Source organism: Flavobacterium gyeonganense (assembly GCF_029625295.1).
Lineage (GTDB): Bacteria > Bacteroidota > Bacteroidia > Flavobacteriales > Flavobacteriaceae > Flavobacterium > Flavobacterium gyeonganense.
Window position 1 is genome coordinate 1,064,867 of record NZ_CP121112.1, and the last position, 23,959, is coordinate 1,088,825.

The window sequence follows — 23,959 nt, forward strand, 5'->3', positions numbered from 1 at the left end:
TTTGACATTTAATAATCCTAATAAAAAAACAGGCAGCCCAAATGAGCTGCCTGTTTTAGTTTATATAAGTATCCTTTATTTTTTTATAATCTTTCCTTTAAACACAACTTTGTTATTTTCTGTCAAAATGTAAATATAAATTCCAGATTGCAAATGAGTCACCGGAATTTCAGTCGTACTTATATCCTGGGTTGCTTTAACATCAACAGCACTTCCTGTCTGACGTCCGTTGATATCATAAAATCTTAATTTCAGTTTTTTATCTGTATTTTTTACATCAAAACTGACAACATCTGTTGCTGGATTTGGATATGATTTAACATAAAAATTGTTTTTAGCAAAATCCGGCGTTGATAATACATCTTGTTTCAACTGAAAACGAGCAATTACAGGTCCGTGATCTGAAGTTGTAGTGGTGTAACTCTCTATATCATTACGAGGATCATATACGGCAGTAGAACCTGAAACATATTGATCAACTAACTCATTAGAAATTGTGATATGATCTAAAAATCCGCCTGAACTTAAAAAGCTGAAAGCCCCCGCCTGACTGATTTCTAAAGTCAAAGCTTTATAATTATTGGTATCTGTTACAAAAGCTTCGTAAGAAGATGGCTGTCCCGCAATAACAGATGCTTTTACATCGTCATTGTAATCTCCTAAAAGAATCAAATTAGCATTTGGATAATGCGCATCTAAGCTGTCTTTCAGCACCTGCGTATCATATTTACGCATATTGTAACGTGATATATCTGTTCCGCTGTTAGCACGAGCGTGAAGATCTATAAAATTGATTTCGTTTTTAACGCCATTAAGATTCGTTTCTAAAGTCACCATATATGGCAGACGTCCAGAAGAAAAGAAACTGCTGTTAGAACCGCCGGGATAATTAGCCAAAGTTTTTGTTCCGGCACGTAATTCATCATAAAAATCTTTAAACATTACACGTGTCTTTTTAACCGTCGTAGTTTGAGTGTTATAAATTACAACCAATTTTTGAGGTGGAAAAGTTGGATCTGAAGTTGGATCCCAAGAATAGGACCATGATGTTGAAATGGCTTTATCGAATGTTTTTCCGTTTACATTTAGTTTTTGGATTAAATTATCAATTTGAGCATCACTTGAAACTTCCTGAACTACATAAACGTCCGCATCTAGTTTGTTCATTACTGTTGCTATGTTATCGAGCTGTAATGCTTTGTTACTTGGTCCGTAAGCTGAGGTCGGAGCACCAAAAAACTCTAAATTATAAGTTACCACATCAAAAGTTTCTGCTTTTGGAAGTGAAGATCCCGTTAAAGAACCTACTTGTTTGTTTAATGAAGTTCCTGCAACTGTCAGAGCACCTGCAATTTTAAATTCTTTTGATATAGGCGCAAATCTCGCATATAATGTTTTTCCGGCAAAAGCATCGGCTTCTGTCAAAATAATGCTGTTTTGAAATAAACTATTATCTACAGATATCTGATAACCTACTGGAGCAGTAATTGTTACATCTCCATATCCTTTGGCTTTAAAAGCAAAAGATTGTGAAGCAGAAATAGTATTTTGATCTACAGTTCCAAAATCTAAAACAGGGTTTGAAGCTACATAACCTGACTCATTAACAATAGCGTAATCATCAAACGACCATTCAGCAGCATTTCCTGTACCACCGCCTATTGCCGTTTCATAAACCCAAGCCAAATAAGTTTGACTTGTTTTAAAAGCTGATAAATCGATATATTGAGATTGAATATACGACTCTGTTGTAGTTGGAAAACTGCCATCAATTTCTGTCCATGTAGCTGTTTCAGGACTGCTTAGTCCATCATAGTTTGTAGAAATCATTAATTTTAAAGCTGGTCCCTGAAAGTACTTACGGGAATAAAAAGATAATAATGGTAATTTATCAAAAGTATCTAAACGTAATTTTGGCGAAATCAACCAGTCTTTACTTGCTCCGCTGTCTGAATATCCATTCATAAGAACCGCGCCAGTCCCAGAATTTACATTTCGCGCTGTGGTAGTGTATGTCCATTTATTAGTAGTTCCTGCCACATTGTACTGTGTCCATCCACTGTTGCTTAACACATTTGGATCATCAAAATTTTGAACATAAGGATCGATTCCTCTTCCTGCTAAAGATAAATTTTTGATAACAGAAGTAGATTCATGTGTAATCTGACCTGTAAAAGCACCTGCTAAATTTGGATTAAATCTTACATAAACTGTCTGCGATGCATTTGAAGCAAAATCAGCAGCAGCATAAGTCAACGTTGAAGCAAATGTTACATTATCTTTCGAGATTGAAAAATTTGATGTAACACTAACCATTAAATCACTTAGAAGATCTGTTGCCTGAATTTGATAACTTTTAGATGCGGATTCAAAGTTTATTTCATTAGCACCTAAATCAAGAGCGCCTACAGAGGCTGTAACTACTGGTAATGCAGTTGCAGCTGTTGTAACATCTACTTTATTTACTGCTGTTTGTAAATTTCCATACTCATCTTCAGAAACAGAAAATACAGTATAAGCCGTTGATAGCGTTAAACCAGCGATGTTTTTAGTATAATCTAATGCAGGATCAGCTATAGTTAAAGATCCTGCTTGTAAAGCAGCAGTTCCGTTTGCATCCAATCCTGATTTTAACTGAGCAGGAGTTGGTGCTGTGCTGCCGCCAGTAAGCAAAACATAATAGGTTTTTCCGATTTCATTCAACTTATCCGAAAAGTCAAAATGTGTTGAAGATATGTTTTCAGATTTTGGAAATCCAGTTTCATTTACAGGCGCTGTGTGATCGCTGTTTACATCAATATTATCAATCGCAAAAGAAGGACGAGAACCTGCTCCGGAAACTTGTCTGGAAATCCATCTAATTTGCACTATAGGTTGATTATTACATATTGCAGGCAAAGTCGTTTTTATAACAATCTTATTTTGAGCATCTGTAATGGCAGTTGTTTGCTGTACTGTATTATTACTATAAACCGTTTCTGGCAGCGTTGTAAAAGAATCTGTAGTTCCTACTCTATATTGAAGAACCATTTCGTTTATACGGCTGGATACTGGGTTTCCAGCAAGTCCATATGGGTTACGAATTGTCATTGCATCATACTGAACCTGAATTCCTGTCATTCCTGTTGTAGAAAATGCAAGACCAATTGTGTAATCTGCACTACTTGTGTTTAGAAACCCGAGTTTTTCATTATAATTATAAACATTTCCAGTACCGACAGCTGCAGTGCCGACAACAATTGGTTTGTCAGTTAAAACTGTATTGGTACTAAAATTAGCTGACGGAGATCCAGTAACAGTCCAAGCTTGAAAACCTGATGGATATGTAGTTGGTTTATCAGTTAAACTTTTAAAATCCTGCTTATAAGGAAGTTGCTGTACTCCCGGCATTGTCTGAGCAATTACACTTAAAGAAAAGCAATAAAAAAACTTAAAAAAGCCATTAAATGGCGTACAGTGTAGATCTTTTTCATAGTTTAAAAAAAATAGAGTTTTTAGAAGTCAAATTTATACCCTTTAAAGTTAAGCGAATATTATAAAACTATAAACTTAAACATATTAAACTTATAAACATTTCACAACAAAACACTATTTTTAAAGAATTTATATTTAATATTTTTAACAAAACAACAATTAAGTATCTAAATCTGCATTTTCAACACTATTTCTTTTTAACAAAACAGTACAAAAAAAAGGCCATCTGAAAAACAGACAGCCTTAAATTAATCGCTTTAAAAAATTCTTAAACCGCAGTATAACCTCCGTCGGCAATTATGTAACTTCCGGTAGTAAAGGAAGATTTTTCAGAACTCAGAAATACAACCAGCTCTGCAATTTCTTCTGATGTGCCTAAACGATTCATTGGCGCTTTTGCAGCCACAGCATCCATCATACTTTTATCTAAATTGTCTTTTAACAGGGCGGTTTCAATATATCCAGGCCCTACTGCATTACAGCGAATATTTTTTTGAGCGTATTCTGCCGCTATGTTTTTTGTTAATCCTACAACGCCATGTTTTGAAGCAGTGTAGGCAGGACTATTTGGAGCTGCAACCTGTCCGTGAATCGAAGCAATGTTGACAATGTTTCCTCCTCCGTTTTTTTCCATTTGTTCCAGTTGATAACGACAGGCATAAAAAACCCCATTCAAATTGAGTGCAATTACCTTATCCCATGCATCTGGGTCATATTCTCCAGTTGGTTTTGCAGGACCGCCCATTCCGGCATTGTTACACGCAATATCCAGACGTCCGTATTTTGATACTGCAACTTCAACCATATGTTTGTTATCTAATGAACTCGAAGAATCGCCTTTTACAAAAAAAGCCTCTCCTCCGTTATCCTTTATAATTTTTACAGTTTCTTCACCATGTTCAACATTAATATCTGAAACCACTACTTTTGCCCCTTCACGGGCGTACGCTTCTGCTATAGCGCGTCCGATTCCTGAACCGCCTCCTGAAACAAAAGCTACCTTATTTTCTAAAAGTGCCATATTCATAAATTTTAAAATTGTCCTTTAAATTTACGAAGCCATTATTTAGTTACCTTCACAAAACACGAGTTTATCATAATATTAACCAGATATGCTAATCAAATGTTATTTTTCCAAAAAAGTCTGTGAAATCTGTCATTTTTTCATTATTATTTATCTTCATCTAATTTCATGTTCCCTCTGTCTTCATGACTTTCAGGATTTGAATTTGAATAACGGTTTGCCGTAATATCCGAATTATGATCTTTGTTTTCAATGGTTTTTTTTGCCTCTTCTTCCGTAGAAACTCCTCTGTTCGAATTTGGATTATCAGGATTTATATCACCTTTAACTTTTCTAATATCCTCGTTTTCATTTCTTGCTCTTTCAACAACTGTTTCATTACCACTGGCATCGGCAACTACTTCTTTTTTTAAATTTACATCATCGGTTTTCCCGTCATGTGAAATATTTTTCCCTTTTTGTTCGTCTATATTTTTTTGTACTCCATTTATTTTTTTAGAGCCTAAATCATTAGTTTCCATATTATTTATTTTTAATATTCTTTATATATAATATTACGAATTCTAAATTTTAAAACTAAAAGGTTTAACATTGCTTTGGGTTAATTCGCTGATTAATTTTCAATGAAGACGAAACAAACTATCTTTGCAAAAAATTAAAAATGCACAGACACTTCCTTCTTTTTAAACCTTATGGTTATCTCAGCCAGTTTATTTATGAATTGAAAAGAAAGAAAAAGCTTTTAGGCGAATTATACGATTTCCCCGAAGGAACAATGGCGATAGGAAGACTGGACGAAGACTCTGAAGGGCTGCTTTTACTGACTACTGACGGAATGGTAAGCGAAATAGTCAGAAGCAAAAAAGTCAAAAAGGAATATTATGTTCAGGTTGACGGAATCATAACTCCAGAAGCCATTGAGCAATTACAAAAAGGTGTAGAAATAGGTTTTGAAGGAGGCAAATACATAACAAAACCCTGCAATGCTTTTATTGTTTCTGAAATTCCTGATTTTGGACCAAGAGCCAAAAAAATCAGGGATGAGCGTCATGGCCCGACTTCCTGGGCTTCGATCACTATCAGTGAAGGAAAATTCCGTCAGGTTCGAAAAATGACTGCAGCAGTTGGTTTTCCAACTTTGAGACTTGTGAGGGTTCGAATAGGAAATGTATATTTGCAAAACTTAAAAGCTGGTGAAGTTTTAGAAGTTCCCTCTTTTCAATTAGATAATGAGTCAATTTGAGCATTAGATAATTATTTTTCAAAACTTCTAACTTTTAGCCTCTAACATTTAATTTTAAAAAAACATGCTAAACGTTGTTCTTGTAGAACCGGAAATACCAAATAATACCGGAAATATCGGTCGTTTGTGTGTAGGCACAGAAAGCCGTCTTCATTTAATTCATCCATTCGGATTTGTGATTAATGATAAAAACCTGAAACGTTCCGGATTGGATTACTGGGTTCATCTTGACGTAACGGAATATCAAAATGTAGAAGAATGGATTGCTCAGATTCCGGATCAATCACGTGTGTTTTTGATGAGTTCACATTCTGAAAAATCCTATTTGGAAAACGAATTTCAGGATGGTGACTGGCTTGTTTTCGGAAAAGAAAGTGTTGGTTTAAGCAAAGATTTTATGGCAAGATTCGAAAATCATCTGACTATTCCGATGTCGCCGCTGATTCGTTCTTTTAATATTGCGAATTCTGTTGCTTTTGTAATTGGCGAGGCTAAGAGACAGATTGGATTGAAAAAGGTTTAATCTTATATTTGCTTACTTCTCTTTGAAAAGTCATTCTGGAAACAGAATTTCTAGCCCTGTAGGAAGCGACATCCTTTTTTGTCTGGGTTCGCGAAAAAGATATAGCGGACTGCAGGATTAGCTCCTGAAAATTTAACTCACAATAAACTTCCCTTTTTCAGCATCAAAAACAATATGTTCGTCTTTGAACAAAGTATTAAAACTTCCTTTCGAAATTAAATTACAAGGTTCATCCTGCATTACGGTTTCCGGTGTCATAATAATCATTTCGTCGCTTAGCTGAATGGCCAGATCAATGTCGTGGGTTGAAAACAAAATGCACTTGTGGGTTTCCTGTGTTAGTTTTTTTAGTAATTTGAACAATGAAACTTTATGCAATAAATCAAGATGTGTGGTGGGTTCGTCAAGAATAATCAAAGGCGTATCTTGTGCAAGTGCTCTTGCAATTAAAACTTTCTGCAATTGCCCGTCGCTGATTTCAAAATGCCTTTTTGAAGTCAAATGTTCAATTTGAGTTAATGTTAAAGCTTCATTTACTTTTACGATATCCTCGGGAGTTAAATTTCCCACCCAATTGGTATAGGGCTGACGACCCAAAGCGACTAATTCAAATACGGAAAGATTACTTGGTGGCAGTTTTTCGGTTAAAACCAAACTTAAGCTTTGTGCTAAATCTAAGGGTCTATATGTACTTATACTTTTTCCTTTCAGAAAAACGCTTCCTGCCAATGGAGATTGAATTCCGGTAATTGTTCTTAATAAAGTTGACTTCCCTATTCCGTTTGCACCAATCAAAGCAATGAGTTTTCCAGAATCAAAAGTTAAATTTAAATCCTGAGCAATAGTCACAGCAACTTTCTTGGTTTTGTAGCCAATACTTAAATTTGAAGTGGAGAGGATGGTGTTCATTTTTGCCATTGATTTAAACTAATTACTTAAAATTTCTTTTTCGTACCAATAACCAAATCACAACCGGAGCACCAATTATAGATGTAATAGCATTTATGGGAAGCGTCACATCAAATCCAGGCATTTGAGAAACGATATCGCAAAATAGCACGATAATGGCTCCAAAAAGCAACGTACTCCAAAACAAAATCATATGATTACTGGTTTGAAAAGTTAGTTTTGCAATGTGTGGAACCGCAAGACCAATAAAAGCAATCGGGCCTGCAAAAGCAGTTATACTTCCGGCTAAAATACTGGTTGCAAAAATAATAATCAAACGTGCTCTTTTGAAATTCAACCCCATGCTTTTTGCATAATTTTCGCCCAGAAGCAAAGCATTCAAAGGCTTGATACTGCCCGCGCTCAAAACTAAACCAAAAACAACACTCACAGCTAAAACTGTAATGGATTTCCAGGAAAGATTTCCAAGATTACCTAATGACCAGAAAGTAAATTTCTGAAGCTGTTCTGCCGTACTAAAATAGGTTAAAACACTCACGAGTGCCGTGGTAAAACTTCCAAACATTAAGCCCACAATCAAAATTGCCATTGTATCTCTTATTCTTTGGGAAACCAATAAGACCAATAGCAAAACGAGCGTGCTCCCTAAAGTAGAAGCCAAAACAATTCCGTAAGATGACAAGGCGATTATTTTTAGAAAAGAGGGTAAAAATCCAGCACCCAAAATGACAAATGCCACTCCTAAACTTGCACCTGAACTTAATCCTAAAACATAAGGCCCGGCAAGCGGATTCCTAAATAATGTCTGCATTAACAAACCGCTTATTGAAAGTCCTGTACCAACTAAAACCGCTGTTATAGCTTTTGGCAAACGGTAATTAATTATAATATACTCCCAGGTTGATTTACTGGCCTGACCGCCTGTTAAACTGGCATAAACATCTTTAAACGGGATATTCACGGAACCAAGACTAATGCTGGACAAGAACATTAAAAGCAGACCTAAAGCCAAAATAGCAAATAGAATTGTATTTCGTTTTTTGTTGACCAATTTAATTCAGTTTTGTTGCAAAAGTAAATTCATAACCCGGCAGTAAATCCGGATGGAAAATTTTGATATAATCTTTCAGGACCAAATCCGGACGGCTTGGCGATACTTCATAATAAATAGTTCCGCCTGTAGCACCAAACTTACTTTCTAAACAATAAACCGACTTGTTTTTAAAAGCGTCAAACTCACTGTAATGCGGATTCGCTTTTTGTAGTTGGTCCAAGGTTGTAAAGGAGCCTGAAACAATCCAAAAATTGGCGGTTTTGGCTTTATCGAGAACTTTCTCAAATGACAAACCTTCACTTCCCGTTCCTTTTAAATCTGACCATAAATAATTGGCCTGGGCATCTTTCATAAATTTGGCAACCCAGCTGTTTCCTTTGGCAACATACCACACATCTTCATACATAGAACCATATAAAACTGTTGAAACTGCTGGTTTTTCAGTCACTAATTTTAATGCCTGATTGTAACTTGTCACAATTTTATCAAATAATTCTTTTGCTTTTTCTTCTTTTCCAAACAAAGCACCATAAAGTTTAATCCATTCAGCTTTTCCAAGTGGGGACTGCTCCATCCAATCTGCCTGAATCAAAACATTTAAACCGCTTTTTTTCAAATTATCCAACATTGGATTATTGTTGTCTACTCCAAAAGTCACAATTAAATCCGGTGACAATTCTATTAATTGTTCCATATTTAGTTTTTCGTTCTGCCCTACATTTTTAACGGAACCTTTGTCAATTAAAGTTCTTGTTTTTTCAGAAGAAATATAATCTGTATGCGGAAAACCGGTCAGTTTATTTTCTACATCAAGCATTTCAAGAAATGGAATATTGGTTGTCGAAGTTACTACAATAGACTCCAACGGAACTTTAATTGTTGTATAATTGTCTAGACTGTCAGGCACTTCAGCATCTTTTTCTTTTAAAATGTATTTAAAACTTTTATCTGCATTTGGCCAGGGATTTGAAACCGTAACCACAGAATATCCTTCATGTTTTACTATAGAAAGTCCGGAAGCATATTCGATACTGTTTTGAGGAATTTCAGAGGTTGTAATTGCTGCATTTTCATTTTTTTTACATCCCGTCAGAAGAAAAAAAGAGATTATAAAAATAAATTTGGGAAATAAATGTTTCATAGATTGTTATATTATTTCAATGAATATGGCATCGTTCTTGTTCGTTATCATTGCTGCCTTTATCAATAAGCACAAAGGTAACGCAATTTATATATTTTTTTATTTACCTTTATTCTTACAAATTTAAACAAACCCTTTTTTACTATATGAATAATATAAAAACAAAAGTTTGTTCGAGCTGTGAATCCTCTTTTGGGTGCGGAAATATTTCTGCTGAAAATAATTGCTGGTGCAATGATTTCCCTCCTATTTTCAATCTTTCAGAAGGAGGAGATTGTCTTTGTCCGGAATGCTTTAAAGAAGCATGCGTAGACAAAATAGACGCTTATGTAGAAACGATTACTCCTAAAAAAGCCCTTCAAAACAAAGCGATATCTCTGCCAAAAACCGACAAAATAATTGAAGACATTGACTATTATATCGAAAATGGCAATTATGTTTTTAAATCATGGTTTCATTTAAAAAGGGGAAGCTGCTGCGGAAATGCTTGTCGTCATTGTCCTTATTAATTTCCTGAAAAAATAAATCTTACTACTTTAGCCGAGATTAACATAGGCACCAATTGCGTTAGGGATAGCAGTGGAAAGCCCACAGTCCCGTCTTTTGACGGGACGAGGACTTGAAACGAATAGCCCGACCAGAGGGAACGCCCAAAATATTAAACTTTTACAAATGATCTATTTAATTACCGGAGGCGAAAGATCCGGAAAAAGCAGCTACGCACAAAATCTCGCTTTGCAGCTTTCAAATACACCAATGTATGTGGCAACGGCCAGAAAATGGGATGATGATTTTCAGAACAGAATTGACCGCCACCAAAAGGAGCGTGATGAACGCTGGACGAATATTGAAAAAGAAAAATATTTGAGTGAGATTGATTTCTCTGGAAAAACAGCTTTGATTGACTGCGTAACACTTTGGCTGACCAATTTTTTTGTTGACACCAAAAATGATGTTTCATTATCACTTGAAGAAGCAAAGACTGAATTTAAAAAAATAGCGCTTCAACCTAATACGAACCTGATTATTGTAACAAACGAAATTGGGATGGGAGTTCATGCCGATACTCACATTGGCAGAAAATTTACCGAACTGCAAGGCTGGATGAATCAGTTTCTGGCGTCAAATGCCGATGAGGTTGTACTGATGGTTTCTGGGATTCCGGTTAAAATAAAAGGATAAGCAATGACAAAAATCAATGGCAAAAGTCAATTAAAAACAAATTCTAAATATTAAATTGCTTCGCCTGTTCGCTGTCGCTCGGGTCCAAATTCAAATCTTTAAGTAAAATTCAAATATTAAAGTCAAAATTCAAATAAGACGAAGTATCTTTACGTAAAGATCAATATTGCTGCTTATATTGGAATTTGGAATTTAAAAAATTGGAATTTAAAAGATGATAAATCTTGACGATATATTAAAATCACGACGTGATACCCGGCATTTTACAGCCGATGAAGTCCCTGATGGGGTGATTGAAAAAGCTTTACAGGCGGGTCACTGGGCACCTTCTGTAGGACTAACGGATGCAACGAGATATTACATCATAAAATCGGCAGAAGTAAAAAGCGCTGTTAAAAACCTGTTTTTGGATTATAATAAAAAGGCTGAAGAACTTACTGACAATCCCGAACAAAAAGAACTTTATAAATCCCTGAAACTGGAAGCGATTAAAGAAGCTCCAATTGGACTTATCATTGCGTATGACCGATCTGTACTAAATCAGTTTACGATTGGAACTGTTGGCAGTAACGAAGCTGTGAAATTCAGCTCAGTTTGTGCGGCTCAAAATATTTGGCTTTCGCTGACAGAACAAGGCTATGGCATGGGCTGGGTTTCAATTTTGAATTATTATCAGTTCAAAAAAATACTTGATTTACCTGAAAACATTGAACCACTAGGCTATTTCTGCATTGGGAAACCGGCAACAAATTACGGTAATCAGCCCATGCTGCAGCAATTGCACTGGAAACAAAAATCGGAAGCCCCCAATTGTACTGAAATTAAAAATGTTATTGAAAATTGTGTTTCAGATTTTGTTTTAAAACTGCAACCTGAAGCTGAGGACGAAACAAATTTCAGCAGTCTTTTACAGGAAAAAATAGATTCGAAGACCAAACCTGTTGGTGCTTTGGGGACTTTAGAAACGCTGGCTTTTCAAATCGGAACTGTTTTTAAAACTTTAAATCCGAAAATAATAAATCCGAATATTGTGGTTTTCGCAGCTGACCACGGAATTGCAAATCATGGCGTGAGTGCCTATCCGCAAGATGTTACCAGACAAATGGTCAATAATTTTCTGGAGGGTGGTGCGGCGATTAATGTTTTTTGCAATCAGCATGACATTAAGCTCTCCATCGTAGATTCTGGGGTAAACTATGATTTCCCAACGAATGTTAAACTAATTAATGCTAAAATCGCCAAAGGAACCCAATCTTTTTTACATGCGCCGGCAATGAGTGATACCGAACTGCATTTGTGTTTTGAAAAAGGAAGAGGTATTGTAGAAACTATTGCCAAAAAAGGTTCTAATTGTATTGGTTTTGGTGAAATGGGAATTGGGAATACCTCAACAGCTTCAGTCCTGATGAGTATTTTAACCGGTTTTCCGATTGAAGAATGTGTTGGGAAAGGAACAGGAGTTGCTGATGAAAAATTAATTCAGAAACAAAATCTGCTCAAAAAAGCCATTAAAAATTATTCTGGTCCAGCCGAATTAATGCGGCAGCTCGCCTACTTTGGCGGTTTTGAAATCATACAAATGGCAAGCGGAATGTTAACGGCTTACGAAAATAATATGATTATCCTGGTTGATGGTTTTATTTGCAGCGTTGCTTTTTTAATTGCTTTAAAAATGAATCCTGATATTCATAAAAATGCTGTTTTTTGCCATTGCTCTGCAGAAAAAGCACATGAAAAATTATTGGATTATTTACAGGCAAAACCAATTTTAAATTTAGATTTACGCCTTGGAGAAGGAACCGGCTGTGCTGTTGCTTTTCCAATTTTAAAATCTGCTGAAGTTTTTTTGAACGAAATGGCGAGTTTTGAAAGTGCCGGGGTTAGCAGGAAATGACAATTAAAATGTCAATATCAATTGCAAATTTAAATTTAAAAAAAATCTATAAATGAAAAAAGAACTCCATATTTTCTTTACATGTGTAATGTTTTACACCCGGATTCCGTGTCCAAAAAACATCAGTCACGATCCTGAATATTTAAACAAAGCTACCCGTTATTTTCCTTTCATTGGCTGGATTGTGGGAAGCATATCATTTCTTGCTTTCTATATTTCTTCTATTTTTCTTTCTATAGAAACAGCTGTAATTTTAGCACTGATCGCTTCAATATTAACAACAGGTGCTTTTCACGAAGATGGCTTTGCTGATGTGTGTGATGGTTTTGGCGGAGGCTGGACCAAAGAAAAAATCCTGATGATCATGAAAGATAGTGCCATTGGTGCTTATGGTGCGATTGGCTTGGTTTTGCTTTTTTTATTGAAATTTAAATTGATTTCAGAATCTGTTTTGCTTTTTTCGAATCACAATTATTTGATTTTCCTGCTGTTTATTTCTGCTCACTCACTAAGTCGTTTAGCAGCAATCTCAATTATTTTTACTCATGAATATTCACGGGATGATGCTTCAAGTAAAAACAAACCCATTGCAAAGAAACATAGCTGGAAAGAAGTTTTAGGTTCTTTTTTCTTCGGACTGCTTCCGTTATTTGCACTCTCCTGTTTTCAATATAAACTGCTTTTTATCCTGATTCCGGTTTTCATAACCCGTTATTTCCTGGCCCGTTACTTTCAAAAATGGATTGGTGGCTATACAGGTGATTGCCTGGGAGCAACGCAGCAGGTCTGTGAAGCAATTTATTATTTAAGCATTCTTTTGATATGGAAATTTATCTAATTCGTCATACCGAAACGATTTGCGAAAAGGGAATTTGCTACGGACAATCGGATGTCGATATCGTTGAACCTTTTGATACTGTTTTTAAAAATATCCTTTCTCAATTACCTTCAAAGGCTTTGATTTTTTCAAGTCCTTTAAAACGTTGTGTCATTTTAGCAAAATACATTCAGGAAAACATAAAGACAATTTCTTTTCAACAGGACAATCGTTTAAAAGAAATGAATTTTGGCGACTGGGAATTAAAACCCTGGAATGATATACCGTCTAAGCAGCTCAATCCGTGGATGCAAGATTTTGTTAATATCAAAGTTTTAAATGGAGAATCTTTTGTTGAATTACATGAAAGAGTCAGCGATTTTTTAGCCGAACAAAAGACAAAAAAAATCAGCTCACCAATAATTATCATTACGCACGCCGGTGTTATCAGAAGCTTTTTATGTCATCAATCCGGGCTTCCTTTGAAAGATGCTTTTCAGAACAAAGTCGACTTTGGAGAAGTTATCAAAATAGATTTTTAAAAACTTTCTTGTTTAGAAAAGTAAATACAAATTTGAATTTTACACTTATTTAACTTTATCTTTGCAGCCAATTAAGGTTGTGTTTTAATTACAAAAACACATTAAAAGGGAATCAAGTTACTGGTTTTTAATTATTTAAAACCAAAAATCTTGAGCTGTACCCGCAACTGTAAGCTTAGTTCTTTTTTAGAATGCTTGTTGTTAGCTACAAAACCACTGTCATTTATTGATGGGAAGGTAAACAACAAGACGCAAGCCAGGAGACCTGCCTTATTAACAAATATCGAACTCTCGGGAAAAAGAGTGTAGAAATTATGACTTTAAAAATACGTTTTGCTTTTTGCTTGTTGCTTTTGTGCCAGATTATTTCGGCGCAGAACGATTCTATTACGAAACTGAAAGAAGTTGTTGTATCAGATTCAAATCTTAAAAAATTTTCGAATACACAATCAATTCAACGATTAACCGATTCTATTATCAGTAAGAATGAATCTTCATTAACTTCACTTTTAAACTACAATACCGTTGTTTATTTTAAAGAAAATGGTTTGGGAATGACTTCAGCTCCGTCATTTAGAGGAACCACATCACAGCAGACAGTTGTGGTATGGAACGGAATAAATATAAATTCTCAATTACTTGGTCAGGCAGATTTCAATACGATTTCTACACGTGGTTTTAATTCTATTGATGTTAAGGCCGGAGGCGGAAGTATTGTGTATGGAAGCGGTGCGATTGGTGGTACAATTCATTTAAACAATGATTTAAAATTTACAGATACATTCAAAAATGAGTTTCAGATTTACTATGGTGAATTTAACACTTTAAGTGCTGTTTACGGTATTACAGCTGCTACCGAAAAATGGAGTGTAGATGCAAGCTTTACCAGAAACAGTTCAGACAACGATTTTAAATATGTAGGTCAGAAAGTCTGGAACACAAACGGACAATATTACAATAATACACTTGATGCAGCTATCGGCTATAAAATAAACCAAAACAACAGTATCAAATTTTACAGCGAAATTTTTGATGGAGAACGTCACTTTTCTTTAACATCACCGAACGCAACAAAAACAAAATATCAGGATTACAATACCCGTAATTTATTAACCTGGAGCAGTGCTTTTAGCAAATTTGAATCTAATGTAAGACTTGCTTACATTTCGGAACATTATAAATATTATGAAGATATAAAAAAGGAAGGTTTTACTTCTGGAGGAGTAAAAAGTTTTATTGGAAAATATGATATTGATTATACAATCTCTTCTGCTATAAAAGTCAGCGCAATTTTAGATTATACAAAAAATAGTGGTTTGGGATCCGGGATTGGCAAAAGCGATCGTGAAATTGGAGGAGCAAGCATTTTATGGAAACACAATTTAAACGAAAAATGGAATTATGAATTGAGTGCCCGAAAAGAAATTTCAGATGTTTATAAAAGTCCTGTCCTTTTTTCGGCTGGTTCAAGATATAATTTTTCAGATTTTTACCACCTCAAATTTAACTTATCAAGAAACTTCCGAATCCCAACCTTTAATGATTTGTATTGGGAAGGAAGCGGTAATCCGGATTTAAAACCTGAAAGTTCTTTTCAGGCAGAAATAGGAAACGAATTTAAATATAAAGATTTTCGACTCATGATTACTGCCTACGGGATGAAAATAAAAGATATGATTCGCTGGCTGCCCAACAATAGCGGAAACTGGTCTCCGGAAAACACAGACAGGGTTACTATTTATGGCGCTGAAGCACTTTTGGGATGGAAAAGAAATTTCAATAAGCATACATTTGATTTTAGCGGTACATACGCTTACACAGTTTCATTAAATGACGAAACTAACAAACAACTTTTTTATGTACCCTACCACAAACTTACCGGCTCATTATCTTATTATTACAAAAAGCTTTCGGTTTATTATCAAATTATGTATACCGGAGAAATTTTCACTACATCAGATAATAATCCAAAGTACATTTTGGACGCTTACAATGTTTCAAACATTGGTACTGATTATAATTTCAGTAAAAAAAATATTTTCAAAATTGGTATCAGAGTAGCCAATTTATGGAACGAGAAATATGAAGCGCAACCAAGCCGCTATATGCCTGGAAGAAATGCAACCATTTATTTAAACTTAAATTATTAAAAATGAAATTTAAAAATCTTTATTTAGGACTTATTGCATCAGCATTTTTATTTGCTTCGTGCAGCAGTGATGACAATACCGAAAATGATACTCCATTAGGAGCTTATGACAATGGTGTATTGATTTTGAATGAAGGGAATTTTGGAAGACCTAATGCATCTGTATCTTTTATCTCTAATGATTTGAATACTTTTCAAAATGATATTTTCAAAATTGTGAATACTCCAACTGTATTAGGAGATGTAGCACAATCGATGACCTTTAATGGTGATAAAGCTTTTATTGTTGTGAATAATTCAAACGAAATAGAAGTGGTAAATCGGTATACTTTTAAAAGCCTTGGAACCATTACTGAGAAATTAGAAAACCCACGCTACAGCGTAGTTTTAAACAATAAACTATATGTAACAAATGCTATTTCTGAAGCTGTTACTATTTATGATGCTACAACATATGCATATATAGCGTCGATTCCGGTAAACAAAACTGTTGAGAAAATTGTGACGGCAAATAATAAACTTTACGTTATGAATGCTGCTTATGGCTACGGAAATCAAGTAACAGTAATCAATCCTTCAAACAATACTATTTCTAAAACTCTTACTCTGGAAGATGGTGTAAACTCTATCGAAGAAAAAGACGGAAGTGTTTATGTATTAAGTGGCAATGACACTAAAAGTACACTATATAAAATTAATGCCTCAACCGATAATTCAACATCTATTGAATCTACTACTTTAAAAGGTGCAGCAAATATGGATATTGATGGTAGCAAAATATACTACACCCAAGATGGAAACGTTTATTCAATGAATCTGAATGCTACAACTTTCAGCACAACTCCAATATTTACTACAACTTACGTACAATATTCTACCTTTTACGGATTTGGAGTTATAGATGGAAAAATTTATTCTGGTAATGCAAATGGATTTACTGCAGACGGAATTGTTACAGTATATTCTTCTACAGGAACTGTATTAAAAACTTTGACTGTAGGGATAGGACCAAATGGATTTTATTCTAACAATTAAAAACAAAATGCCCTTATAATAAAATTGTAAGGGCATTTCTAAACAACCATTATGATAAAAAAATTACTTTTTACCTTATTACTTACATCATCGATAATTTCTGCACAATCTTATGCCCCCCCTGCCGATCAGCCTGGGAGTACTGCCATTGCAAAAAACAGCTCTGTTTTTATAGGATGGGCAACCGGAATTACAGTAGTAAGAGGACCTCAGGATATTGCTGTCCCAAATAGCCCTTTGGCTTCTACCGGAACACCCGCAGACGGAATGAAAGGTGGAACATCAGGATCCGGAGTCGTTTGTCTCGGTGATGGCGGAAGCGCAACCTTAACATTTGACACTCCAATTGCCAATGGACCCGGATTTGATTTTGCTGTTTTTGAAAATGGTTTTTCTGATACTTTTTTAGAATTGGCTTTTGTAGAAGTAAGTTCTGACGGAATCAATTTTTTCAGGTTTCCTTCGCATAGCGAAACACAAACTACAGCACAAATAGGAGGCTTTGGAGCACTTGATTGCAGGTACATTAACAATCTGGCAGGTAAATATCGTGCTAATTTTGGCACTCCTTTCGATTTATCTGGCATTCCGGACAATGCATTGTTAGATAAAGACAATATCACTCATGTCAAAATAATTGATGTGATTGGGACGATAAATCCTTTATATGCCTCTTATGACAGTAAGGGAAATATTATCAACGACCCTTATTCAACACCTTTTGCATCTGGCGGTTTTGATTTGAACGGTGTGGGAGTGATTAACCAAAAAACTTTAGACAATAAGGAATTTAATATTAATTCTGTCGTATTATATCCAAATCCGGCTTCGGATATTGTTTATTTAAACAGTAATGAAGAAAGCAGTGTTAGTATTTTTGACATCGCCGGAAAAATTGTAAAAAAACTTCCTAAAGCAAACTATAACGAGATCATTGTTTCAGACATAATACCCGGAACTTATCTCTTCGAAATTAATATTGAGAAGAAAAAAATCATCAAGAAAATAATTATCAATTAGTTAATTTGTTTTTGAAATTGTTTTTGAAAAAAGGCTTTCATAATGTGAAAGCCTTTTTACGTTTGTATTTATGAATTGAAATTTTAAATCCTGATTCCTGGCGGAAGCAATTCTTTATATTTTGGGTTTTTCTTAAAAAAAACAGCAATTTTTGGATGAATTGGAACCACCCTGAATTTTTTCTCTGTACTCAGTTCCATTATATTTTTAAGCAAAACATCTATGATTGGCTGATTTTCAAAATTTTCAGGGGTATTGATTTTAGTTAAAAAAATCTTTTTTTCCTGAAATGAATATTCAACACTCAATAAACCTTCAGGTACTGTAGCTTCAAATTGCCTCGCAAAAGTGTTGTCTTTAATTTCCATTACGGTAGGTTCCATATTTATCATGTTTTTGGGGTTAATAAAAAATATTAGAAAAAGAACGTGAAAATAACATCAGATAAATGCTTAATTAAAAGTTTTCATCAGTAAAGATTCAGACTACAAAGATAATCATTTGATTTTCAATACAACACATTTTCTTTAGATATATAAAATGATTAACTCAATGATAATTTAATAATTTTACGCGAATTAAGTTCTAAGATTTGCCTCACATACAAGTAAAAGAGGTAATTTTAGCATATAAATTAAAAATCTCCGGAAATGAGTAAGATTCCTGTTTATTTTATGCCCGGATTAGCTGCTAGTCCAACCATTTTTGAAAGAATCAAATTAGATGAAACTGTTTTTGAAACCTTTCTACTGGAATGGGAAATCCCAAATTTAAAAGAGTCATTATCTGATTACGCCCTCCGAATCACAAAAAACATTAAACATAAAAATCCGGTTTTAATTGGTGTTTCCTTTGGCGGAATTTTGGTTCAGGAAATGGCCAGACATATCGAAGCCCGTAAAGTGATTATTATTTCGAGTGTTAGAAGCAATGCCGAATTCCCCAGAAGAATGAAAATCGGGAAAACTACAAAAGCTTACAAGCTCATTCCAATGAAACTTATTTTAAATATCGAGAACCTTGCAAAATATTCTTTTGGAGAAAAAGTCAATAAACGGATCAAATTATATGAGAAGTTTTTGGCTGTACGTGATCTTCGTTATCTACAATGGGCAGTCGAGTCTGTCATTTTGTGGAACAGGAATCAAATTGATGAGAAAGTAATCCATATCCACGGTGACCAGGATGATGTTTTTCCGATAAAATATATCAATAAATGTATTGTTGTAAAAGGCGGCACACACATTATGATTCTGAATAAATACAAATGGCTGAATGAGAATTTGCCTTCTATTATATTAGAATCTTAAAATTCCAAATTTACAAATTCCAAATTCCAAGTTAATCACTATCTTGTCATATTAAAAAATGAAAAACAATCCAAAAAACTCAAAATGCACAGCAATGGACCTGATCAATTTTGGCGCTTTGGAAAATCATTGGATGTAATTAAAAACAATCATGTTTTTATTAAAACAAATAAAAAAATTGATTTAAGTGAAATTAATAAAATGGTTTTAATGTCAATACCTCCCACATTTGTTATTGACACTTTACAATAAAAATCCCAAACTCCATATATAAAAAATTGGAATTTGGGATTTAGAATATTGCAATTTAGAAAATTTAGATTTTCTTCATTTGTTCTTTCATCATCGAGATCTGCTCTTTCAGCATCCCCTGTTTGTCTAATTTCTTAGCTTCATTTAAAAGATTGGTTGCTTCCAGTTTTCTTCTGCGTGACATGGCTACTCCTGCAAGATTAAGTTTAGCAACTGCTAAATCCATATCCATTGACAGACCAAGTTCGATTGCTTTTTTGAAATGTTTTTCAGCCTGGTTGATGTTAGTCTGAGACAACATAATTCCGTGTAGGTAATTAAAGTATCCCTGTTGTTTTCGTACCAATGCAGCTTCAGGATTTTTAATATATGCCAGCCATTTTTTTGCCCCTTCAAAGTCTTGTTTTCTCAGTTTAAGGAAGGCTAAAAGAATAAATTCATTTTTAAAGTATAAAAAAACCGGAATTGCAGTCAGTAAAATAAGAAAAATTCCATTCCCGATATTGCTCTCTGTAAATTGCCAAATGCCAGCGACTACAAGAAGTCCGGCTAAAATAAGTTTAATATTTTTATGAAACATAATAGGTGTATATTTGTGACTGCAAATATAGTAAAATGAATTAAAAATATTTTTATTAAAGTACTTGCCAGAAAAAAAGTCTTTGTATATTTGCACTCGGTTTTTGAATAACGATATCCAAAACCAAGAAAGAGTTAATAGATACCATTTTTAAAGATACAAAGCAATGAGCAAAAGAACGTTTCAACCATCGAAAAGAAAAAGAAGAAATAAGCACGGATTTATGGACAGAATGGCTTCTGCGAATGGAAGAAAAGTTCTAGCGCGTAGAAGAGCAAAAGGAAGACATAAATTAACTGTTTCTAGCGAACCTAGACACAAAAAATAATGTTTGTATAAACATACATAAGGCGATTACTTTTTTAGTATCGCCTTTTTTTATACCTTGTCGGTAAAAATTTTCTCAACATTCTAGTTTATAGCACACTAGAAACGCTTTTTAAAATCTTAAACAACTACTCAATACATACAAAATGCCTAAAGACACATCAATAAAATCAGTTTTAATCATAGGTTCAGGACCTATTGTTATTGGCCAGGCTTGCGAATTCGATTATGCAGGATCTCAATCTGCACGCTCGATTCGTGAAGAAGGAATTGAAGTTATCTTGATCAACTCAAATCCAGCAACAATTATGACCGACCCATCTATGGCCGATCATATTTATTTGAAACCATTAACTACAAAATCGATTATTGAAATTCTTAAGGAGCATCCACAAATTGATGCTGTTCTGCCTACAATGGGAGGACAAACAGCTTTGAACTTGTGTCTGGAAGCTGAAGAAAAAGGAATCTGGCAGGATTTCGGAGTAAGATTAATCGGTGTTGATGTAAATGCGATTAATATTACAGAGGACAGAGAGCAGTTTAAACAGCTTTTAGAAAGAATTAATGTACCGACTGCACCTGCAAAAACAGCTACTTCTTACTTAGAAGGAAAAGAAATCGCTCAGGAATTTGGCTTTCCATTAGTAATTCGTCCTTCGTTTACACTTGGAGGAACCGGAGCAGCGGTGGTTTACAAAAAAGAAGATTTTGATGAGCTTTTAACTCGCGGACTTGAAGCGTCTCCAATTCATGAAGTTTTAATTGATAAAGCTTTAATGGGATGGAAAGAATACGAGTTAGAGCTTTTAAGAGATAAAAATGACAACGTTGTAATTATCTGTTCTATCGAAAACATGGATCCAATGGGAATCCATACAGGAGATTCGATTACAGTTGCGCCAGCGATGACATTATCTGATACAACTTTCCAAAAATTACGTGACTACGCTATCTTAATGATGAGAAGTATCGGAAACTTTGCGGGAGGATGCAACGTACAATTTGCAGTTTCGCCAGACGAAAAAGAAGATATCGTTGCAATCGAGATTAACCCTCGTGTGTCTCGTTCTTCTGCTTTAGCATCAAAAGCAACCGGATATCCAATTGCAAAAATCGCTTCTAAACTAGCTTTAGGATACAACTTAGATGAATTACAAAATCAAATTACAAAATCCACTTCGGCTCTTTTTGAACCAACTTTAGATTACGTAATCGTAAAAATACCACGTTGGAACTTCGATAAATTTGAAGGATCTGACAGAACTTTAGGTCTTCAGATGAAATCTGTAGGTGAGGTTATGGGAATCGGACGTTCTTTTCAGGAAGCACTTCACAAAGCAACTCAATCTCTAGAAATTAAGAGAAATGGTTTAGGTGCTGACGGAAAAGGATATAAAAATTACGAACAAATTATCGAGAAACTAACTTATGCAAGCTGGGATCGTGTTTTTGTAATTTATGATGCTATCGCAATGGGAATTCCGTTGAGTACAATTCATGAAATTACAAGAATCGATATGTGGTTCTTAAAACAATACGAAGAGCTTTATACTTTAGAAAAAGAAATCTCAAATTACAAAGTTTCAAATCTTCCGAAAGAATTATTGCTTGAAGCAAAACAAAAAGGTTTTGCAGACAGACAATTAGCTCACATGATGAGTTGTCTGGAAAGTGAAGTTCACACTTTGCGTACAGATATGAACATCAACCGTGTATTCAAATTGGTAGATACTTGTGCGGCTGAGTTTAAAGCACAGACTCCTTATTACTACTCAACGTTTGAGGCTGAAATCGAAAAAGCAAACGGAGAACGTTTTGTAGACAACGAAAGTATCGTAACAGACAAAAAGAAAGTTATCGTTTTAGGTTCAGGACCAAACAGAATCGGGCAGGGAATTGAATTTGATTACTCTTGTGTACATGGCGTTTTAGCAGCAAAAGAATGTGGCTACGAAACCATCATGATCAACTGTAATCCTGAAACGGTTTCTACAGATTTTGATACAGCTGATAAATTATACTTCGAACCTGTTTTCTGGGAGCATATTTACGATATCATCCAACACGAAAAACCAGAAGGTGTAATCGTGCAGTTAGGAGGACAAACAGCACTTAAGTTAGCTGAGAAATTATCTAAATACGGTGTGAAAATCATTGGAACAAGCTTTGATGCACTTGACTTAGCAGAAGACAGAGGAAGATTCTCAGATTTATTAACCGAATTAAACATTCCTTTCCCAAGATTCGGAATCGCTGAAACGGCTGATGAAGCTTCAAAATTAGCTGATACATTAGATTTCCCTCTTTTAATCCGCCCTTCTTATGTATTAGGAGGCCAGGGAATGAAAATCGTAATCAACAAAAAAGAGTTAGAAGAGCACGTTATCGACTTGCTAAAAGCAATTCCAGGAAACAAATTATTGTTAGATCATTATTTGGCCGGAGCAATCGAAGCTGAAGCTGATGCCATTTGTGATGCTGATGGAAATGTTTACATCATTGGAATTATGGAACACATCGAACCTTGCGGAGTTCACTCTGGAGATAGTAACGCAACATTACCTCCTTTTAACTTAGGAGAATTTGTAATGCAGCAAATTAAAGACCATACGCATAAAATTGCTAGAGCTTTAAAAACTGTGGGGCTAATCAATATTCAGTTTGCGATTAAAGACGATACCGTTTACATTATCGAGGCAAACCCAAGAGCTTCCAGAACGGTTCCGTTTATTGCAAAAGCTTACGGAGAGCCTTATGTAAACTATGCTACAAAAGTAATGTTAGGTCACAATAAAGTAACTGACTTTGATTTCAACCCTCAATTAAAAGGTTATGCAATCAAACAACCAGTTTTCTCTTTCAGCAAATTCCCGAACGTAAACAAAGCGTTAGGACCAGAAATGAAATCGACAGGAGAAAGTATCTTGTTTATTGATGATTTAAAAGACGATCAATTCTACGAATTGTACTCTAGAAGAAAAATGTATTTGAGTAAATAATTCGAATTACACTATACAATAAAGGCTGTCTAAATAGACAGCCTTTATTTTTTTATTTAAATCAAATTGGATTATTCGCCTTGTCCAAAATTCATATTATCCCTAGTGTTTTTTTGTACTGAAATAGCACCGAAAAGCGCTAACAAAAATGCAAAAGCATAAAACCCTTTTTCACTAGGCAAAATAGTTGCATTCCATAATCCAACAATTAAAAGAACAATTGAAAGTAATGTTCCGAACCAGCAGATTCCGTAATAGATATCTGTAACAGGTAAATTTTCAAGCCTGTCTCTTACACTTTTTTGCAAAGAAACTACGGCAAATAAACCGAACATTAGAACGGTAAAATAGTATCCTTTTTCGTTTAATAACATTTCTGCTCTTGCTAGTCCAACGATAAAACCGATTGTCCCTGCTCCAAGGGCTACCCAAGATGCCGCAATAAAGGCATTTGAAGTTTTTTGTATCATATTGATTCTGG

General features: G+C 34.7%; 22 protein-coding genes and 1 riboswitch. Of the genes, 13 read left to right on the plus strand and 9 right to left on the minus strand.

Features of this window, described 5'->3' with window-relative positions:
- Positions 1-75: 75 nt before the first annotated feature.
- The 3 genes from P5P89_RS04535 to P5P89_RS04545 all read right to left on the minus strand — a co-directional run bounded on the left by P5P89_RS04535 (position 76) and on the right by P5P89_RS04545 (position 5,019).
- Positions 76-3,390, minus strand: a complete 3,315-nt coding sequence (locus tag P5P89_RS04535; RefSeq protein ID WP_278010930.1) for a T9SS-dependent choice-of-anchor J family protein — start codon at positions 3,388-3,390, stop codon at positions 76-78.
- Between the two features lie 352 nt (positions 3,391-3,742).
- Positions 3,743-4,495 carry an SDR family NAD(P)-dependent oxidoreductase gene (locus P5P89_RS04540; protein WP_278010931.1) on the minus strand — a complete coding sequence of 251 codons (753 nt, stop codon included), beginning with the start codon at positions 4,493-4,495 and terminating at the stop codon, positions 3,743-3,745.
- Positions 4,496-4,644: 149 nt separating this feature from the next.
- Positions 4,645-5,019 carry a hypothetical protein gene (locus tag P5P89_RS04545; RefSeq protein WP_278010932.1) on the minus strand — a complete coding sequence of 125 codons (375 nt, stop codon included), beginning with the start codon at positions 5,017-5,019 and terminating at the stop codon, positions 4,645-4,647.
- A 140-nt stretch (positions 5,020-5,159) separates the two neighbouring features.
- On the opposite strand from P5P89_RS04545, the gene P5P89_RS04550 reads away from it, so the two are divergent.
- Positions 5,160-5,741: a pseudouridine synthase gene (locus P5P89_RS04550; RefSeq protein WP_278010933.1), complete on the plus strand. Its 582-nt coding sequence runs from the start codon at positions 5,160-5,162 to the stop codon at positions 5,739-5,741.
- Positions 5,742-5,805: 64 nt separating this feature from the next.
- On the plus strand, positions 5,806-6,264 hold the full coding sequence (locus P5P89_RS04555; protein WP_278010934.1) for a tRNA (cytidine(34)-2'-O)-methyltransferase: 459 nt from the start codon (positions 5,806-5,808) through the stop codon (positions 6,262-6,264).
- Between the two features lie 132 nt (positions 6,265-6,396).
- On the opposite strand, the gene P5P89_RS04560 is transcribed toward P5P89_RS04555, so the two are convergent.
- Genes P5P89_RS04560 through P5P89_RS04570 form a run of 3 tightly spaced genes read right to left on the minus strand, consistent with a single transcriptional unit; the run spans position 6,397 to position 9,368 of the window.
- The gene (locus P5P89_RS04560; protein ID WP_278010935.1) at positions 6,397-7,173 is read right to left on the minus strand and encodes an ABC transporter ATP-binding protein; all 777 of its coding nucleotides are present in this window, start codon (positions 7,171-7,173) and stop codon (positions 6,397-6,399) included.
- 22 nt (positions 7,174-7,195) lie between these two features.
- Positions 7,196-8,224, minus strand: a complete 1,029-nt coding sequence (locus P5P89_RS04565) for an iron ABC transporter permease (protein ID WP_278010936.1) — start codon at positions 8,222-8,224, stop codon at positions 7,196-7,198.
- Position 8,225: 1 nt separating this feature from the next.
- Entirely contained in the window at positions 8,226-9,368 is a 1,143-nt protein-coding gene (locus P5P89_RS04570) for an ABC transporter substrate-binding protein (protein WP_278010937.1), read from the minus strand.
- Between the two features lie 146 nt (positions 9,369-9,514).
- On the opposite strand from P5P89_RS04570, the gene P5P89_RS04575 reads away from it, so the two are divergent.
- The 8 genes from P5P89_RS04575 to P5P89_RS04610 all read left to right on the plus strand — a co-directional run bounded on the left by P5P89_RS04575 (position 9,515) and on the right by P5P89_RS04610 (position 18,007).
- On the plus strand, positions 9,515-9,877 hold the full coding sequence (locus tag P5P89_RS04575) for a C1orf53 family protein (RefSeq protein WP_278010938.1): 363 nt from the start codon (positions 9,515-9,517) through the stop codon (positions 9,875-9,877).
- Between the two features lie 163 nt (positions 9,878-10,040).
- On the plus strand, positions 10,041-10,550 hold the full coding sequence (cobU, locus tag P5P89_RS04580; protein WP_278010939.1) for a bifunctional adenosylcobinamide kinase/adenosylcobinamide-phosphate guanylyltransferase: 510 nt from the start codon (positions 10,041-10,043) through the stop codon (positions 10,548-10,550).
- Between the two features lie 214 nt (positions 10,551-10,764).
- A complete protein-coding gene (gene cobT, locus P5P89_RS04585) occupies positions 10,765-12,444 on the plus strand; it encodes a nicotinate-nucleotide--dimethylbenzimidazole phosphoribosyltransferase (protein ID WP_278010940.1) in 1,680 nt (559 codons plus the stop codon).
- 52 nt (positions 12,445-12,496) lie between these two features.
- Positions 12,497-13,282 carry an adenosylcobinamide-GDP ribazoletransferase gene (locus P5P89_RS04590; RefSeq protein WP_278010941.1) on the plus strand — a complete coding sequence of 262 codons (786 nt, stop codon included), beginning with the start codon at positions 12,497-12,499 and terminating at the stop codon, positions 13,280-13,282.
- On the plus strand, positions 13,267-13,803 hold the full coding sequence (gene cobC / locus P5P89_RS04595) for an alpha-ribazole phosphatase (RefSeq protein ID WP_278010942.1): 537 nt from the start codon (positions 13,267-13,269) through the stop codon (positions 13,801-13,803). Before P5P89_RS04590 ends, cobC begins: the two co-directional genes overlap by 16 nt.
- Before the next feature lie 57 nt (positions 13,804-13,860).
- Positions 13,861-14,090: riboswitch (cobalamin riboswitch) on the plus strand.
- A 27-nt stretch (positions 14,091-14,117) separates the two neighbouring features.
- Complete coding sequence (locus tag P5P89_RS04600; protein ID WP_278010943.1) at positions 14,118-15,953, plus strand: TonB-dependent receptor plug domain-containing protein; 1,836 nt, start codon at positions 14,118-14,120, stop codon at positions 15,951-15,953.
- Positions 15,954-15,955: 2 nt separating this feature from the next.
- Complete coding sequence (locus P5P89_RS04605; RefSeq protein ID WP_278010944.1) at positions 15,956-16,987, plus strand: YncE family protein; 1,032 nt, start codon at positions 15,956-15,958, stop codon at positions 16,985-16,987.
- A 51-nt stretch (positions 16,988-17,038) separates the two neighbouring features.
- Positions 17,039-18,007 (plus strand): T9SS type A sorting domain-containing protein, encoded by a 969-nt coding sequence (locus P5P89_RS04610; protein ID WP_278010945.1) that lies wholly within the window; start codon positions 17,039-17,041, stop codon positions 18,005-18,007.
- Positions 18,008-18,090: 83 nt separating this feature from the next.
- On the opposite strand, the gene P5P89_RS04615 is transcribed toward P5P89_RS04610, so the two are convergent.
- Positions 18,091-18,375: a GNAT family N-acetyltransferase gene (locus tag P5P89_RS04615; protein ID WP_379680007.1), complete on the minus strand. Its 285-nt coding sequence runs from the start codon at positions 18,373-18,375 to the stop codon at positions 18,091-18,093.
- Between the two features lie 282 nt (positions 18,376-18,657).
- Here P5P89_RS04615 and P5P89_RS04620 point away from each other — a divergent pair, with 282 nt between their 5' ends.
- Positions 18,658-19,317 (plus strand): alpha/beta hydrolase family protein, encoded by a 660-nt coding sequence (locus P5P89_RS04620; protein WP_278010947.1) that lies wholly within the window; start codon positions 18,658-18,660, stop codon positions 19,315-19,317.
- Between the two features lie 316 nt (positions 19,318-19,633).
- Here P5P89_RS04620 and P5P89_RS04625 read toward each other — a convergent pair whose 3' ends face one another.
- Complete coding sequence (locus tag P5P89_RS04625; protein WP_163398961.1) at positions 19,634-20,149, minus strand: DUF2892 domain-containing protein; 516 nt, start codon at positions 20,147-20,149, stop codon at positions 19,634-19,636.
- A gap of 166 nt (positions 20,150-20,315) precedes the next feature.
- Here P5P89_RS04625 and rpmH point away from each other — a divergent pair, with 166 nt between their 5' ends.
- Positions 20,316-20,477, plus strand: coding sequence for a 50S ribosomal protein L34 (rpmH, locus tag P5P89_RS04630; protein WP_008464848.1), 162 nt, complete (start codon positions 20,316-20,318; stop codon positions 20,475-20,477).
- A gap of 145 nt (positions 20,478-20,622) precedes the next feature.
- A complete protein-coding gene (gene carB, locus P5P89_RS04635) occupies positions 20,623-23,478 on the plus strand; it encodes a carbamoyl-phosphate synthase large subunit (RefSeq protein ID WP_278010948.1) in 2,856 nt (951 codons plus the stop codon).
- 71 nt (positions 23,479-23,549) lie between these two features.
- On the opposite strand, the gene yiaA is transcribed toward carB, so the two are convergent.
- Complete coding sequence (gene yiaA, locus P5P89_RS04640) at positions 23,550-23,948, minus strand: inner membrane protein YiaA (RefSeq protein WP_278010949.1); 399 nt, start codon at positions 23,946-23,948, stop codon at positions 23,550-23,552.
- Positions 23,949-23,959: the final 11 nt, after the last annotated feature.